This window comes from Bartonella callosciuri, from assembly GCF_014203215.1.
Classification (GTDB): Bacteria; Pseudomonadota; Alphaproteobacteria; order Rhizobiales; family Rhizobiaceae; genus Bartonella; species Bartonella callosciuri.
The window spans coordinates 261,901-277,123 of the sequence record NZ_JACHIM010000001.1 but is presented as its reverse complement, the minus strand read 5'-3'; the positions used below and the strand labels follow the sequence as shown (position 1 = coordinate 277,123).

Here is a 15,223-nt window from a genome sequence, read left to right as displayed (position 1 = left end):
ACAACCTTCTTTCCTTTTATTTCAGATGTATAGTAACCCATCCTTGACGATGGTATGTTTCAATATGCTCTAGACCTTGTTTTACATAAGCTTTTAAAACATCATCATGTTGCTCTTCAAGGATTCCAGAGAGTATGAGTGATCCACCTTTTTGGAGTGCCTGTACCATTTCTTGTGCAAGTTCAATGAGAGGATTGGCAAGGATATTTGCAACAATGAGATCAAAGGGTGCACGTGATGCAATTTTATCATGGGCAAAACCTGTTGCTATGACAGCGGTGATATATTTTTTTACACCATTCAGTTGGATATTGTATTGCGCAACTTGAATAGCAAGTGGGTCAATATCGGATGCAAGTATAGCAATAGGTTTAAGCGTTGCGATGCCAATGGCAAGGACTCCACTACCGGTACCAAGATCAAGGGCATTTTGCGGATTTTCACTTTGTAACACTTTGGCAATCATTTCTAAACAACCGGCTGTTGTTCCATGATGTCCTGTTCCAAAAGCTTGACTAGCTTCAATTTCAAGTGGTAAAACATTTGGTGGAATGTCGTTTCGGTTATGCTTTCCATGAAGAAAAAAAGGGCCTGCATGAATTGGCTTTAGCCCTTCAAGGCTTTTCTGTACCCAATCAATATTGGGTAAAATTTCCACATTGATTTTATCAGGATCTATAGAAAGGATTTGTGTAAAACGTTTCAAAACACTTTCTTGACTTTCTTTGTTTACATAAAGTGAAACTTCATACACGGCATTTTTTTCATCTATCTCTGTCAAAGCAAGAGGATATCCTTCTTCATCAAAAGCTGCTTCCATAAGAGTATAAAAACGCTCTGCTTCATTTTTAGAAGCTGTATAATACAGACGAATTTGCTGTGACATTTTGTTCTTTCGTTTAATCGGCTCTTCAATTTAATTCGCGACAAGTTTTTTAAGCCGTTCAATGGCAGTTTCATCTCTTAATTGATCGTTATCCTCTTCAGTTTCATAAGGGATAACGCCGGCTAGTTTTCCGCCTTTCTTGAGTAAAAAAATTGCAGCTGTATGGTTATAAAAATAGTTACCATCTGTTCCAGGTACTTTTTCAGCAACAATGTTAAAAGAATCTATCATTTTATGAACTTTTTCAGGATCTCCACTAATGCCAACGATTTGACTGTTAAAATTGCTGAGATAATTATGGAGCACTTCTGGTGTATCGCGTTCAGGATCAACGGTAACAAACCATATTCCTAACTTATCAGCTTTTTGTCCAAGCGCTGTAAGCCATCGATCAAGATTGAGCAGTGTTGTCGGGCAACTTTCGGGACACATGGTAAAGCCAAAGAAAATTATTGAAGGCTTGCTTCGAATATCAGCTTCGGTGATCGTTTTTCCATTGGAATCAGTGAGTGTAAAATCACCACCAAAAGGTTTATTTCTTAACGTATCGTAAATAAAAATTCCTGCAAGAAATATGACTGTTAGCCCCAAGATGCGTATGACATTTTTCATAGTTTGACTCTCTTAGATGTATAAAAAATTGTAACATTGGCAGGTTAACTTTGCAATCGTTGTTTTATGGTTAATTTTGTTCATTTGGGTACTATATCGTTCCAGATTATTTGTAGCAAAACAATTGGTGAAAGATGAATGGATATTGAGAAGGATCTTCGTTTTCATGACAATGAGGCCTCGTATTAATACGACAGCCTGGTTACATGGTTGTAAATTGGGGTGCTCTGTGGAAATCAATGAACAGGTGGTTTTACATGATGTAACGGTTGGAGACTTTTCTCATTTTGAGCGTAACAGTGAAACTACTTATAGCGATATTGGGTGTTTTTGTTCTATTGCATCTCATGTATGAGTGAATGCACTAAAGCATCCTGTCGAGCGGCTTTCAACGCATAAAATAACATATCATCCTAATGAATATTTTCGCTATATGCCGCTAGATAGTTTTTTTCGTGAAAGGCGTTGTGCAAAATGTGTTATCATTGGGCATGATGTATGGATTGGGCATGGTGCAGAGTTATTATGCCTGGGGTGAAAATTGGACATGGGGTTATCATTGGTGCGAATGCTGTTATAACGAAGGATATTTTGCCTTCGACGATTGTTGCTGGTGTTCCTGCAAAGCCGTTGCGGATGCGTTTTTCGGGTCCTGTGATCGCACACCTTTTGGAGATGGCCTGGGTGGAATTGGCCGCTTGATAAAATCTACAACGCATTGCCTGATATACAAAACCTTCCACTTGAGGTTTTTATTCGCAAATGGAAATAATATTCAAAATAAAATGAGAAAATGGATGTTTTTTTTTGAAGAGAGGAGGCGTTATGACTCTGCTAGGCTTTGCTTACAAAATTATCGAGCACACGCTTTTCTCCAGCCTTTTCAAATGTAATAGTCAATTTATGACCGTCTATTGCTGAAATATGACCATAACCGAATTTTATATGAAAAACCCTATCATTGATTGAAAAATCTGATGTTGTTTCAGAGATTGATTGGGCAATGACTTGTCCTTCAATGTTTTTTTGTGCACGTTTCCATCCTGGTGTTGAGTAATCATCAGCAAAGGGATTTTGATGCTTAAAGTAGAACTTCCCATAATTCCCATAAGATGTTTCCATTTCTATAAAGTCGATATGTTCTGCTGGTAATTCATCCAGAAAACGGGAGGGGAGCGCAGGTTGCCAAAGGCCATGAATTCTTCGATTAGATACAAACCATATATGCAAATGTTTTTTTGCTCTTGTCAGTCCTACATAAGCTAGTCTGCGTTCTTCTTCTAATCCTAAACGTCCGCCTTCATCCAATGAGCGTTGGTGGGGAAAGAGGCCTTCTTCCCAACCAGGAAGAAAAACTGTTTCAAATTCAAGTCCTTTGGCTGAATGAAGAGTCATAATGTTGACGGCATCGGTATTTTCATTATTTTCAGCATCCATCACCAGTGCAACATGTTCTAAAAAGCTATGAAGGCTTTCAAATTGTTCCATAGAGCGGATCATTTCTTTGAGATTTTCCAGCCGTGTTGGTGCTTCTGGTGAGCGGTCTTCTAACCACATAGCTGTGTAACCTGAATCCTCCAGGATTGTTTCGGCAAGCTCTTTATGAGGTGTGTTTTGCAGCAGGTTTTGCCAGTGACGAAAGTCTTCAATAATGTTTCGCAAAGCACTGCGTGCCTTGGGTTTTAGCTCATCTGTTTCAATTATTGCAGCAGCGGCAGAAAAGAGAGGAATAGCGCGTGCACGTGCACTCTCATAAAGGATGCGTAGGCTTGCATCTCCTAAGCCACGTTTAGGTTTGTTGATAATACGTTCAAAGGCTAAATCATCTGCTGGTTGAACAACAACGCGTAAATAAGCCATAGCATCACGTATTTCCATTCGTTCATAAAAGCGTGGGCCGCCAATGACACGGTAGTTAAGACCAAGTGTCACAAAGCGATCTTCAAATTCACGCATCTGAAATGATGCGCGCACCAATATAGCCATATGATTTAATGAATGACCAGCTTGTTGCGCGCGCTCAATTTCTTCTCCAATTGCACGCGCTTCTTCCCCCGAATCCCATGCTGCATGAATTTTTACTTTTTCTTCTTCGATATTTAGCTGATCAGAAAAAAGGGTCTTGCCAAGTCTTCCTTGATTATGAGAAATCAAATGAGAAGCGGTTTTGAGAATATGGGATGTTGAGCGATAGTTGCGTTCTAAACGAATAATTTTTGCAGGAGGAAAATCTTTTTCAAAACGCAATATATTATCGACTTTAGCGCCACGCCATCCGTAAATAGATTGATCATCATCACCGACACAACAAAGATTGACATGTTGTCCTTTAGACTGTTGCGCCAAAAGGCGAAGCCAAAGATATTGAGCTGTGTTCGTATCTTGATATTCATCTACAAGAATATAGCGAAATTTGGAATGATATTCTTGAAGAATATCAGGATTATGTTGGAAGAGAGAGATAGAATGAAGCAGAAGATCGCCGAAATCACAAGCATTAAGGCTTTTTAATCTATCCTGATAGCTGCGATAAAGTGTACGACCCATTCCATTACCAAAGGAATGGGCATCACTTTCTGAGATGCGTTCTGGTGAAAGTCCTTGATTTTTCCAAGAATCAATCATTATGGCAAGGCTTCTTGCTGGCCAACGCTTATCATCCAACCCTTCAGCTTGAATAAGCTGTTTTAAAAGGCGAAGAACATCATCGCCATCAAGAATTGTAAAGTTGCTTTTTAAGCTAACAAGTTCTGCGTGACGACGTAAAATCTTCGCACCGGTGGAATGGAAAGTTCCAAGCCAGGGCATCCCTTCAACAATTTCACCAATAAGTTCACCAATACGCATTTTCATTTCATGGGCTGCTTTATTGGTGAAAGTTACAGCGAGTATTTGCTTAGGGGAAGCAAGGCCGGAACGTAAAATATGAGAAATACGGGTCGTCAGAACGCGCGTTTTTCCAGTACCAGCTCCCGCAAGTACTAAAAGAGGTCCTTCTGTATTTAGCACAGCTTGCCGTTGTTCGGGATTGAGTTTTTCTAAATAGTCAGCATCACATTGTATTTTCTCTTTTGCTATTACAGCGTGGGCAGTGGTTCCCCCAGAGTTATTTTCATGCTTATGGGGAGGGGGGGCATCTTCGAAAAATGGTATGTGATTAGGAAAATTATTCATTGTACCTTTTGTGTAGTATTTTTTAAATTTAAGTGCTAGGTCTAAAAAAACTTTTCTCAGAAAAGCTATGCTTTCGATTGAATAAAAAGGTAGAGATCGTACAAAATAAATATTAAAGATTTTGGGTGAGAATGCTCTGAAGTGCGTAAACGCGTAACGAAGCCGAAAGATTCACTTTCTGTGGTCTTTTACTGTCAATATTCCTAATAATAAAGGCTAAAGATTGTCCTTTTTTGTGCGCGATGGCTTTGAGAATATCCAGAAATGGCTGTTCTAAAGATACACTTGTTGCGTGTCCACCAATTCGAACAGATATTTTTCGTGGCATCGCTTTTGACCAATCTATAGAATCATCCATTTTCTTTTGCTCTTACTCGTCGCAGCATAAACGGTTTTGATCAAGAAATTTTTGTGCTTTTAAAGACTCCTTTTGCTCGAAAAGTTTTTCTGCTTTTGTTCGTCCAAAACGGTAACGATTCTCTTTGGCATGAACAGCTCGTTCTGCACGCTTTTTTTGTTTTCGAAATTGGCGAAGGTTAATCGGTTCAGTCATGAGAAAATTTATTTATTTTTTTCGAAAAGAATCTAAGGAAACGACATCTGCACTTGGTTTGGTATCATTGTTTGAGGGTTCCTTATTTGTGCTAAGATTTTGCTCTTTTGTAAGTGTATTTTCTTTTTTTTGTTTTTCGGATAGAATGAGTGGTGTGGATGAAGTGTTCTCTGAATTTTTACCTTCTCCAGAGGTAAGATTTGAGGGGAGATCAAATGCTGCTTCAAACGAGGCTACAGGGTCATAAAATACTTGGATAGAAGTAAAAGGAATCACCAATTTTTCGGTAATTTCTCTAAAGGAGAGTGTAACTTCGAAGGCTGTTTCTGAAACACTTAAATCTCTAAATTGATGTTGTAGTACGATTGTCATTTGCTCTGGGTAACGATTTTTAAGCCGCGGAGAGATTTTTATGCCTGGGGCATTTGTCAAAAAAGTAATAAAAAAATGGTGATTTCCCGGAAGACCTGCTTTAGCAACTTCTGATAATACTTTACGGATAACTCCACGAAGCGCATCCTGAACGAGAATATCGTAACGGATTTGATCTTGAACCATCAAAGTCTATTCCTTTTATTTCATGTAGCATGATAAGCATGCAATAATCATGATAAGCATGCAATAATATTGTGCAATAGAATGTATTTTAAAGCCAGCAATATTTTTTCTATTATGCATCTCAATTAAGCGAAAAAGAATAGGGGATTTTATGACAAATAATGTCTAAAAGATCAATCAGTAACATTATAAAAGTGAAGGCTTCTGTTGCCAGGTGCCTTCGAACCCCGCTTAAACCTGCGACGGTTTAAGGCTTAGTTTGAAACATTCGCACTGCATTAAGCAGCGAGACGTGCTTCCGCATAGTTGTCATTTGCAACTACTCATTTAGTCCGATAACGGTGGTACTATGCCGAGTAAAAGAGCAATCTTTACGCCCTTGTCGATCCTATTTCGCCCCCACCAAAATATAATTTTTATTTCTTATATTTTGGTGGAGGCGCCGGGTACCGCCCCCGGGTCCAATGGGTTTATTTCATTGTCCATTTATTACCATAGCTGGCAAGCCAGCTCTTTAAATATAGATGAAGAATGCTCTTTGGAAAAGGGGGGGGTGTTAATATTTTAAATCCTCTAGTTATTTATGAAGTGATATGATGTCGCTGTAAAGTAGAGCCGCTAATTTTTGGAAAGGAGATGGTGCAGAATGATAAATGATCTAATAGATTTAAATTATATGATCCAAATTCCGATGAAGCAGTAATATAACGCCTTAGTCATCGTTTAGCTTTGGTGATGAAAAAGCAGGATGCATTGCTTATTGCTATATCGGATCCAAAAGAGTTAGAACGCGTTGAAAAGTGGATTCAAGATGTCTTGGGTGCTGATGAGCAAAGTGCTAAAATGGCTGTTGAAAAAGTCGCACAATGATGTCTGGAGATCGGAGAAAAAGTCGTGTGACTTTTTATTATTTGGTAGCCAAAGAATTAGACAGACTTCATAAAATTTAAAAGATATTAAAATTGATTTTTTATGAATGACAAAAAAGCCCAATATCCTGGGCTTTTTTGTTAACTTAAAAAGTTAATTAATATCATCTCCTTGAAGATATCCTTTTTTTCGAGCATCTGGCATCAAGAGAACTGAGATGAATGCAATAATCATCATACCGGCTATGTAAAAATGGAAGACAGATTCATACCCGGTCTTTTTAAATTCAAGTGCGACGGTTTCAGCTGAACCACCAAACAGTGCATTGGCAATAGCATAAGAGAGTCCAACCCCCATGGCACGTACTGAAGCAGGAAACATTTCCGCTTTTACGATACCAGAGACGGACGTATAAAAGCTCATAATGCAGAGCATTCCAATCACGACGAATAATGCAATCCATGTATTATCAGTATTACCAATGTATCTAAGTGCAGGAACTATAAAGATGACGGATAAAGTACTCCAAATAAGCAGTGAAGCTTTTGTGCCAATTTTATCGGCTAAAGAACCAAATATGGGCTGGAGTAACATAAAAACAAAGAGTGCAGCAGTCATTATCGTTGTAGCCGTATGTTTATCAAATCCAGTCGTTGTGATGAGATATTTTTGCATATAAGTCGTACAGGTATAAAATGTGAGTGATCCTCCAGCTGTAAAACCGATCACTAAAAAGAAAGCTTTTCTGTGATTGCATAGAAGTTCTTTAAGACTGCCAGCTTGTTTTTGAGAGCGGCTTTCTTTGGTTGTTGTTTCATGAAGCGAACGACGCAGGTAAATTGCAACAATTGCCCCTAATCCACCAATCGCAAAAGGAAGACGCCAGCCCCATGCTTTTAACTGGTCTTCTGTTAAGTAGAGTGCTAGAGTAAACATAACAAGACTTGCGAGAAGTTGACCACCAATGAGCGTGGCATATTGGAAGGAGCTAAAAAAACCACGACGATTTTTGAGAGCAATTTCGCTCATATAAGTTGCTGTTGTGCCATATTCTCCCCCAACCGAAAGCCCTTGAAGCATACGGAGTAAAATGAGGAGAACCGCTGCTGTTGCTCCAATGGTTTCATATGTGGGAAGTAAAGCAATGAGGAACGAACCACCGCACATCATAAAAACAGAAATAAGCAAAGAGCGCTTGCGTCCATAACGATCGGCAATAAATCCGAAGAGCCAACCACCAATTGGACGCATAAGAAAGCCTATAAAAAAGACAACAGAAGACTTTAAAAGTTCGGTAACAACGTCTCCATCGGAGGGAAAAAACTGTGATGCAAAATAAATAGATGTAAAAGAGTAAACATAAAAATCATACCATTCCACCAGATTACCTGATGCACTAGATATGATAGAAAGAACACGTTTTCTTGTATTATGTGGCGCTAGAGCTGCTTCATTTTTCATAAGTCTATCCCTTTTTTCTCTTCACTTTTTTATTTTCCCCTGTATTTATTTCTTTGAGAGCTGTCTATAAGTATTTTATCTTTTGCGTCAAAAATTTCATCAAATCATGATTATTTCTTGCGCAAACTATTTGAGAAGAGAGATTTAAGTTGTATTTTTATCAACTTTATAGTTTCTATCTCCTATATTAACAGAATCGGGCATAATATTTTTATGAAAGTATACCTTGATCTTTTATCGCATGTTTTAAATCAAGGCATTGATCGTGCAGATCGAACCGGCGTTGGGACGCGATCGGTTTTTGGGTACCAGATGCGGTTTGATTTACAGGATGGATTTCCATTATTAACAACGAAAAAATTGCATTTACGTTCGATTATTTATGAGCTTTTGTGGTTTCTTAAAGGTGATACAAATATCGCGTGGTTGAAGGAACATGGTGTTTCAATTTGGGATGAATGGGCTGATGAAAAAGGAAATCTTGGTCCTATTTATGGTTATCAGTGGCGTTCTTGGCCAACTCATGATGGAAGGCATATTGACCAAATTAGGAATCTTTTGGCTATGATTAAAAAAAACCCCGATTCTCGTCGCCTAATTGTATCAGCGTGGAATCCTGCGTTAATAGAGGAAATGATGTTGCCGCCTTGTCATTGTCTCTTTCAATTTTATATTGCTGATGGTAAATTATCTTGCCAGCTTTATCAACGTTCAGCAGATATTTTTTTGGGGGTTCCGTTCAATATTGCATCTTATGCATTGTTAACAATGATGATTGCGCAAGTATGTGGTCTTAAAGTAGGGGACTTTATTCATACTCTGGGTGATGCGCATCTTTATTCTAATCACTTTGAGCAGGCGAGGTCTCAATTGTCTCGTATACCAAATGCTTTACCTTTTATGAAGATAAATCCAGCTGTAAAAGATCTTTTTTCTTTTAAATTTGAGGACTTTGAATTGCTTAATTATGAAGCGCAACCACACATCAAGGCGCCGGTAGCAGTATGACTTTTTCAGTTTGTTTAATTGCTGCTGTTGCAGAAAATGGTGTTATTGGTCATGAAGGCGCAATGCCTTGGCGCTTATCGACGGATTTGCAACGCTTTAAGGCTTTGACTTTTGGTAAACCCATTATTATGGGGAGAAAAACTTGGGATTCTCTTGGGCGTCCTTTACCAGGGCGCATAAATATTGTTATTACCCGCAATCATGCCTTTACAGCTGAAAGTGCTGTTATTACGCACTCTTTATCTCAGGCTTGTTCTGTTGCAAAAAGGGTGGCTTCTCAAAATGGTGTAGATACAGTTTTTATTATTGGTGGTGGCGAAATTTTTCAACAAGGGTTGCATATTGCTGATAAAATATTTCTTACAGAAGTCTTAGCTTCCATTAAAGGTGATAGTTTTTTTCCTGTTTTTGATAAAGAAAAGTGGACTATTGTGCAAACACAATATATTCCACAAGGAGAGAGAGACAGTTATCCAACGCGCTTTGTGGTTTATGAGCGAAAATAAGCGTTTATAATGTAAGTGGAAAGAGCCTGTCAGTCACATTGTAATCAGATGAAACCACCCTATAAGATTAAGATCAAGTGAATGGTTAGTATTTTATTAATAATAGTATTCAGTTAGAGAGGTGATGATGCCCTGGACAAATCAAAATGGTGGTGGCCCGTGGAGTGGCGATAAAAGTAAACTCGGTGGGAACAAAAAAACATCAGCTAAGAATCTCTTTGGTTCTGGTGGCAATAACAGTGGTGATAATGGCCCCGGTCTTGATGATATTTTGCGTAAAGGCCAGGACCAGTTTAAACGCGTTGGTGGAAGTGGCTTTTTTGTTCTGTTGCTTTTGCTTGGTGTGTTTCTTTGGTTATATCAGTCTATTTATATTGTTCAGCAAAATGAACAAGCGGTGGAGTTGCGCTTTGGTGTTCCTAAGGCAGGTGTTATTGGTGATGGATTGCATTTTCATTTTTGGCCGATTGAGGCCTATATGAAAGTGCCTTTGACGGAAAAAACAATCGCAATTGGTGGACATCCTGGTCAGGTACAACAAAGTGAAGGCTTGATGCTTTCGAGTGATCAGAATATTGTTAATGTTAATTTTTCTGTTTACTATCGGATTTCACGCCCAGGTCAATTTTTATTCAATGTGAATGATCAAGAAGGGACAGTTCGTCAGGTTGCTGAGAGTGCAATGCGTGAAGTCATTGGTTCAAGACCCGTTGATGATGTCTTACGTGACAAGAAGGAAGAAGTGGCTAATGACGTTAGGAAAATTATCCAGCTGACTGTGGATAAATATCAACTTGGTGTTGAAATAAGCAGGGTGTCGATCAGTGAAGCTGCTCCTCCTACAAAAGTTGCTGCTGCGTTTAATTCTGTTCAGCAGGCAGAGCAAGAACGTGGGCGAATGATTGAGGAAGGGAATCGTGTGCATTTTACTAAAATTGGTTTAGCAAATGGTGAAGCTTCACGTACACGGGAAATCGCAAAGGGTGAAAAGGCACAAATGGTTGAAGAGGCAAGAGGACGGGCTGAACGTTTTCAGGCTATCGCCCGTGAAGCTGCAATTTCTCCAGAGGCTACCCGTTATCGTCTTTATATGGAGACGATAGGGCGTGTTCTCTCTTCGCCAAATAAGTTGGTTCTTGATCAAATAAATTCTCCGGCGGTGCCCTATTTACCTCTGAATGAATTTCTACTCAGTAATTCATCAGAGAACGCGAAAAAAACATCAGCACGTTCTGCATCGCTTTTAGATTCTCGCATTTCTGGAGGACGCTAATTATGCAGCAGTCTCGTTTCTTATTGACTTTTAGTACCATAGTACTTCTTTTGATAGTTTTGTGGATGTCTATTTTTATCGTTTATCCTCGTCAGCAAGTAGCAATTAAGCGTTTTGGACAAATTGTTAAGGTAGAGTCTAATCCCGGAATCTATTTTAAAGTGCCCTTTGCAGATAAGATGATTGTTGTTGATAATCGGTTGTTGCGTTACGATGTTCCTACACAATCTGTGCAGGTTCGTGGTGGTGCTTATTATGAGGTCGATGCGTTCTTTATTTATCGTATTACAGATCCTAAGTTGTTCCTACAACGCATCGCTTCTGGGCGTCCGCAAATTGCGGCACGTGAAAATCTTGCACCGCGTTTTATTGATGCTTTGCGTGCTGTTTATGGTAAAAGAGAATTTAGGGCGGCTTTATCAGATGAGCGGGGAGTGATGATGGCTGAAGTTCAGCGGCAGTTTTCTGTAGATGCAGGTTCGTTAGGCATTACTATTGTTGATGTACGTATTCGCAAAACTGATTTAACAGATGCTGTTTCAGAAGATGTTTATCGGCAAATGGCAGCTGAACGTGAGGCTGCTGCGGAAAATATTCGTGCTCGTGGTCAGCAGGAGCGAGATCGTATCGTGGCGGAAGCTAATCGTAAATATGAAGAGATCGTGGCAGCTGCAAAGCGTGATGCTGAAATTACCCGTGGTGAAGGACAGGCTGAAAGTATTCGTCTCTTATTGAATGCGCGGGAGGCTAATCCGTCCTTTTACGATTTTTGGTTAGCAATGGAACAGTATAAGAATTTGGAGCGTGTTCCGATGGTAATTTCACCAAACGAGGATTTCTTTTTCTATTTCCGCAATCCGTTGCAGGAAAAGAGAAGGTTTTCATCAACAATGAATACTGGACTTAGTAAAACTGGTCCCAAAACAGGGGGAGAATAAGGGAAATAATGGATTGTAAGCACGCGTTTTTATATGAGAGGTGTGATCTATTGTTGCTTTCTTTTATGATGAAAATAGTAAGAGTCTTGAGCCACCTTGACTTTGCGTAGATAAATTTAGTGTGGCTCTTTGCAGCATTTTGTTAAAGGAATGTTATGAGTAGAAATATCGTAGATAAAAATACGTCTTTGAAGTTTTTTGTCACAAGAGTTGTTGTCTGTGTGGTTTTGTTGTTATCGGGATCAATCAGTCTCTCTTGGGGGGAAGATACAAAAGATGCAGGTCTTTCTATTTCTGATTTGGCTGCTGAGCTTTTGGAGACGGTTGTGAATATTTCTATAGCACAGACCGTCGATGGAACCGAACAGGATGAACATACTGCGGTACCGGTTATACCAAAAGATTCGTTGTTACAAGAATATTTTAGTGATTTTTTTACACCCAAAGATGGTCGAAAAGATAGTCAGTTTCAAAAAATCCGTTCTTTAGGGTCTGGTTTTGTGATTGATGCACAAAGGGGGCTTATTGTTACAAATTACCATGTTATCGTTGATGCTGATGATATTGAAGTTAACTTTACCGATGGTACAAAACTAAAAGCAAAATTGCTTGGAAAGGATAGCAAGACTGATTTAGCACTGCTTCAAGTGGATGCAGGAAATAGAAAATTAAAAGCTGTACGTTTTGGTGAATCAGAAAAGGCACGTATTGGTGATTGGGTTATGGCTATCGGTAACCCTTATGGTTTTGGTGGAAGTGTAACGGTTGGTATTATTTCCGCACGCAATCGTGATCTTAATGCGGGTCCTTATGACAATTTTATTCAAACAGATGCAGCGATCAATCGAGGCAATTCTGGTGGGCCGTTATTTGATAGAAATGGTGAGGTGATCGGGATTAATACAGCAATTATTTCACCTTCTGGAGGATCTATTGGTATTGGTTTTGCTATTCCATCAGATATGGCTCTTTCTGTGATTAATCAGTTACGTGATTTTGGAGAAATAAGGCGTGGTTGGTTGGCTATTCATATTCAACCGGTGACAGAAGATATTGCAAAAAGTTTAAAACTAGACAGTGCTGTGGGAGCATTAGTGGCTGGTAAAATGGAACAGGCGGATGTCGATAATAGTCAGCTGAAGACTGGAGATATTATTCTTGCCTTTGGGAATGCAAAAATTAAACATGCACGTGATTTACCGCGTTTAGTAGCAGAAAGTCCGGAAGGAAAAGTAGTGGATGTTACTGTTTTACGGAATAAACAGAAAAAAATAGTAAAAGTTAAACTTGGACGTTTGATTGAGACAGATGAAAATACAGAAGAAGAATCTGATAATGAAAAAGGCAGTGTTGCATCGAAAAGCGTGACAATGCAATTTATGGGAATGACATTATCTCAGCTTACAGAAGATTTACGTCATCGTTATTTAATTACGGATAAACTTCAGGGACTAGTGGTGACATCTGTTGCACAAAATAGCGCGGCAGATAAAAAACGTATTCGCCTTGGTGAAGTAATTGTTGAGATCAATCAAAGTTCTGTCACAACAGTCGACGAGGCTAAAAAACGCATTCATAAATTACGTGAAGCTGGACGCAAAAATGCTTTATTCATTGTTTCACAGCCAAATGGGGAGTTACGATTTGTAACAGTTCCAATGGATTGATATTTTGGGGATTAAGGTTTGTTTTTGGGATTCATTTTTTAAAAATGTGTATTTAATCCTTTGTGTTTTTCTCTTTAATTTGCAAAATAGAAATTATGCAAAAAGTTTCATATCAGAGCTCGTAGTCTATAAGTGCTATGTGTTTTTGTTTCATAGTTAATGGAAAAAAAACAGTTGCAAGAAAAAGAGAGTATGAAAGAGCAGTTTGTAGGATCCGCATTATAAGCCTGAATATCATCTCTTTTTGTATAAAAAAAGCTGTATGATTATAATGTATTAGGTTAAATATTTTTTATATGATTATAAAGAGTATGTTTGTTTATGATGGACAGTGTGAAAGAAATTTTGTCGCTGTATTTTTTATTGAATCGTCATAGTAAGAAGAGATGCCTTGAGATTCTTTCGGTATCGTTATTGTGTTTTTTTATTTTTTCAAAGGGGGGAGGTTATATAGGCACTTTCTCTATGTTGAACAGAGAAGTTCTATTTGTCTTTGGTTTGAAGTGCTCACTTTATAAAAATGGAGATAAAATATAGCGTTTTGGAGTTGGTTATGCGGATCGCAATAAATTGTTGAATGATGGCTATAGGAATTTCCATTCATGACACGGAGGAAAATTATATTAATAGCGGGGCCAACTGCAAGTGGAAAATCAGCGCTTGCCTTACAAATGGCTCAAGAAAAAAATGCTCTCATCATTAATACCGATTCAATGCAGGTTTATGATGTTTTAAACATTTTAACGGCTCGGCCGTCGGGCGCTGATACTGCGATTGTGCCTCACTATCTTTATGGTTATGTGAGTCCTTCTCTGAATTATTCAGTATGGCAATGGTTGTGTGATGTTGAGAAGTTGTTAAATAGGTTTACGACAAAATCACTTATTTTTGTTGGTGGAACTGGGCTTTATTTTCGTGCCCTTTTAGAAGGAATTGCAGAAATTCCTTCTATTCCTGATGCTTTGCGGCAAAAATGGCGATTACGACTTGATAAAGAGGGTGCTGAAAGTCTTTATCACCGATTATTGCAAGTTGATTCTGTTCTTGCTGAGAAAATTTCTTCGCAAGATGGCCAGCGTCTTGTCCGTGCTTTGGAAGTTTATGATGCCACAGGTAAGAAGCTCAGTTGGTGGCATAAGCAAAAAACTCCTCCTCTGATTTCGTCAGATTGTGCAGAAAAAATTCTTCTTATTCCACCACGTCAACAGCTTTATGAACGTATTCATAAGCGGTTAGATTCTATGATTGAACAAGGTGTTTTAGAAGAGGTCGTTGCAGTGAAAAGGCTTAAGCTTTCTCCTTTTGTGCCAGTAATGAAAGCGATTGGTATACCTGAATTTATAGCTTATTTGGATGGATATAGAAGTTTTGAGCATGCTCTTGAAATGGTAAAGACACAAACAAGGAGATATGCGAAAAGGCAAATGACATGGTTTCGTAATCAATTTGATACAGGATGGAGGCTTATTTCTTGATAAGAGAGCTAAAAAGCTTCAACAGCAATTTAAGAAAGATTATTGTGAATGAAAAATTTTTAGGAAGGATAATTTTTGATTGACGAATGTTGTCAATGGAATTAGGAACTATTTTACAAAGACTGTTATTCTTATATATGTTGTGCATTAGAATAAGGCGGGAGTGATCGTACAGTATATGCTTTTCGCGTGTAGTAGGCTCTCTTGTGGCCTTTTTTATGGGCTCCTTCGGGGGCTTTTTT

The 15,223-nt window shown here is 38.7% G+C and carries 13 protein-coding genes, 1 other RNA gene and 2 pseudogenes; 8 read left to right on the top strand and 8 right to left on the bottom strand.

The features are described from left to right. Positions 1 to 16: 16 nt before the first annotated feature. The gene (locus HNQ69_RS01220) at positions 17 to 886 is read right to left on the bottom strand and encodes a 50S ribosomal protein L11 methyltransferase (protein WP_183228288.1); all 870 of its coding nucleotides are present in this window, start codon (positions 884 to 886) and stop codon (positions 17 to 19) included. Positions 887 to 916: 30 nt separating this feature from the next. Then, positions 917 to 1,498, bottom strand: a complete 582-nt coding sequence (locus HNQ69_RS01215; RefSeq protein WP_183228287.1) for an SCO family protein — start codon at positions 1,496 to 1,498, stop codon at positions 917 to 919. 138 nt (positions 1,499 to 1,636) lie between these two features. Between HNQ69_RS01215 and HNQ69_RS07715 the strand changes: the two are divergent. Next, positions 1,637 to 2,270, top strand: a pseudogene (locus HNQ69_RS07715) (DapH/DapD/GlmU-related protein). A 62-nt stretch (positions 2,271 to 2,332) separates the two neighbouring features. Here HNQ69_RS07715 and HNQ69_RS01200 read toward each other — a convergent pair. The 5 genes from HNQ69_RS01200 to ssrA form a co-directional block, all read right to left on the bottom strand. Continuing rightward, on the bottom strand, positions 2,333 to 4,672 hold the full coding sequence (locus HNQ69_RS01200) for an ATP-dependent helicase (protein WP_183228285.1): 2,340 nt from the start codon (positions 4,670 to 4,672) through the stop codon (positions 2,333 to 2,335). A gap of 112 nt (positions 4,673 to 4,784) precedes the next feature. Continuing rightward, the gene (locus HNQ69_RS01195; RefSeq protein ID WP_183228284.1) at positions 4,785 to 5,030 is read right to left on the bottom strand and encodes a ribbon-helix-helix domain-containing protein; all 246 of its coding nucleotides are present in this window, start codon (positions 5,028 to 5,030) and stop codon (positions 4,785 to 4,787) included. 12 nt (positions 5,031 to 5,042) lie between these two features. Next, complete coding sequence (locus HNQ69_RS01190; protein WP_183228283.1) at positions 5,043 to 5,225, bottom strand: DUF4169 family protein; 183 nt, start codon at positions 5,223 to 5,225, stop codon at positions 5,043 to 5,045. A 12-nt stretch (positions 5,226 to 5,237) separates the two neighbouring features. After that, positions 5,238 to 5,783: an SspB family protein gene (locus HNQ69_RS01185; RefSeq protein ID WP_183228282.1), complete on the bottom strand. Its 546-nt coding sequence runs from the start codon at positions 5,781 to 5,783 to the stop codon at positions 5,238 to 5,240. Between the two features lie 193 nt (positions 5,784 to 5,976). Beyond that, positions 5,977 to 6,333: a transfer-messenger RNA gene (ssrA, locus tag HNQ69_RS01180) on the bottom strand. Between the two features lie 96 nt (positions 6,334 to 6,429). Between ssrA and HNQ69_RS01175 the strand changes: the two are divergent. Next, positions 6,430 to 6,733, top strand: a pseudogene (locus HNQ69_RS01175) (DUF2853 family protein). Positions 6,734 to 6,806: 73 nt separating this feature from the next. Here HNQ69_RS01175 and HNQ69_RS01170 read toward each other — a convergent pair. Further along, positions 6,807 to 8,114: an MFS family transporter gene (locus tag HNQ69_RS01170; RefSeq protein WP_183228281.1), complete on the bottom strand. Its 1,308-nt coding sequence runs from the start codon at positions 8,112 to 8,114 to the stop codon at positions 6,807 to 6,809. Between the two features lie 213 nt (positions 8,115 to 8,327). Between HNQ69_RS01170 and HNQ69_RS01165 the strand changes: the two genes are divergently transcribed. The 6 genes from HNQ69_RS01165 (at position 8,328) to miaA (ending at position 14,981) form a co-directional block, all read left to right on the top strand. After that, positions 8,328 to 9,122: a thymidylate synthase gene (locus HNQ69_RS01165; protein WP_183228280.1), complete on the top strand. Its 795-nt coding sequence runs from the start codon at positions 8,328 to 8,330 to the stop codon at positions 9,120 to 9,122. After that, positions 9,119 to 9,628 (top strand): dihydrofolate reductase, encoded by a 510-nt coding sequence (locus HNQ69_RS01160; RefSeq protein ID WP_183228279.1) that lies wholly within the window; start codon positions 9,119 to 9,121, stop codon positions 9,626 to 9,628. The genes HNQ69_RS01165 and HNQ69_RS01160 overlap by 4 nt, the downstream gene beginning before the upstream one ends. Before the next feature lie 127 nt (positions 9,629 to 9,755). Next, positions 9,756 to 10,901, top strand: coding sequence for an FtsH protease activity modulator HflK (gene hflK / locus HNQ69_RS01155; protein WP_183228278.1), 1,146 nt, complete (start codon positions 9,756 to 9,758; stop codon positions 10,899 to 10,901). Positions 10,902 to 10,903: 2 nt separating this feature from the next. After that, a complete protein-coding gene (gene hflC, locus HNQ69_RS01150) occupies positions 10,904 to 11,839 on the top strand; it encodes a protease modulator HflC (RefSeq protein ID WP_183228277.1) in 936 nt (311 codons plus the stop codon). A gap of 155 nt (positions 11,840 to 11,994) precedes the next feature. Further along, complete coding sequence (locus HNQ69_RS01145) at positions 11,995 to 13,506, top strand: Do family serine endopeptidase (RefSeq protein WP_183228276.1); 1,512 nt, start codon at positions 11,995 to 11,997, stop codon at positions 13,504 to 13,506. A gap of 602 nt (positions 13,507 to 14,108) precedes the next feature. Then, entirely contained in the window at positions 14,109 to 14,981 is an 873-nt protein-coding gene (miaA, locus tag HNQ69_RS01140; protein WP_183228275.1) for a tRNA (adenosine(37)-N6)-dimethylallyltransferase MiaA, read from the top strand. The last annotated feature ends 242 nt before the right edge of the window (positions 14,982 to 15,223 follow it).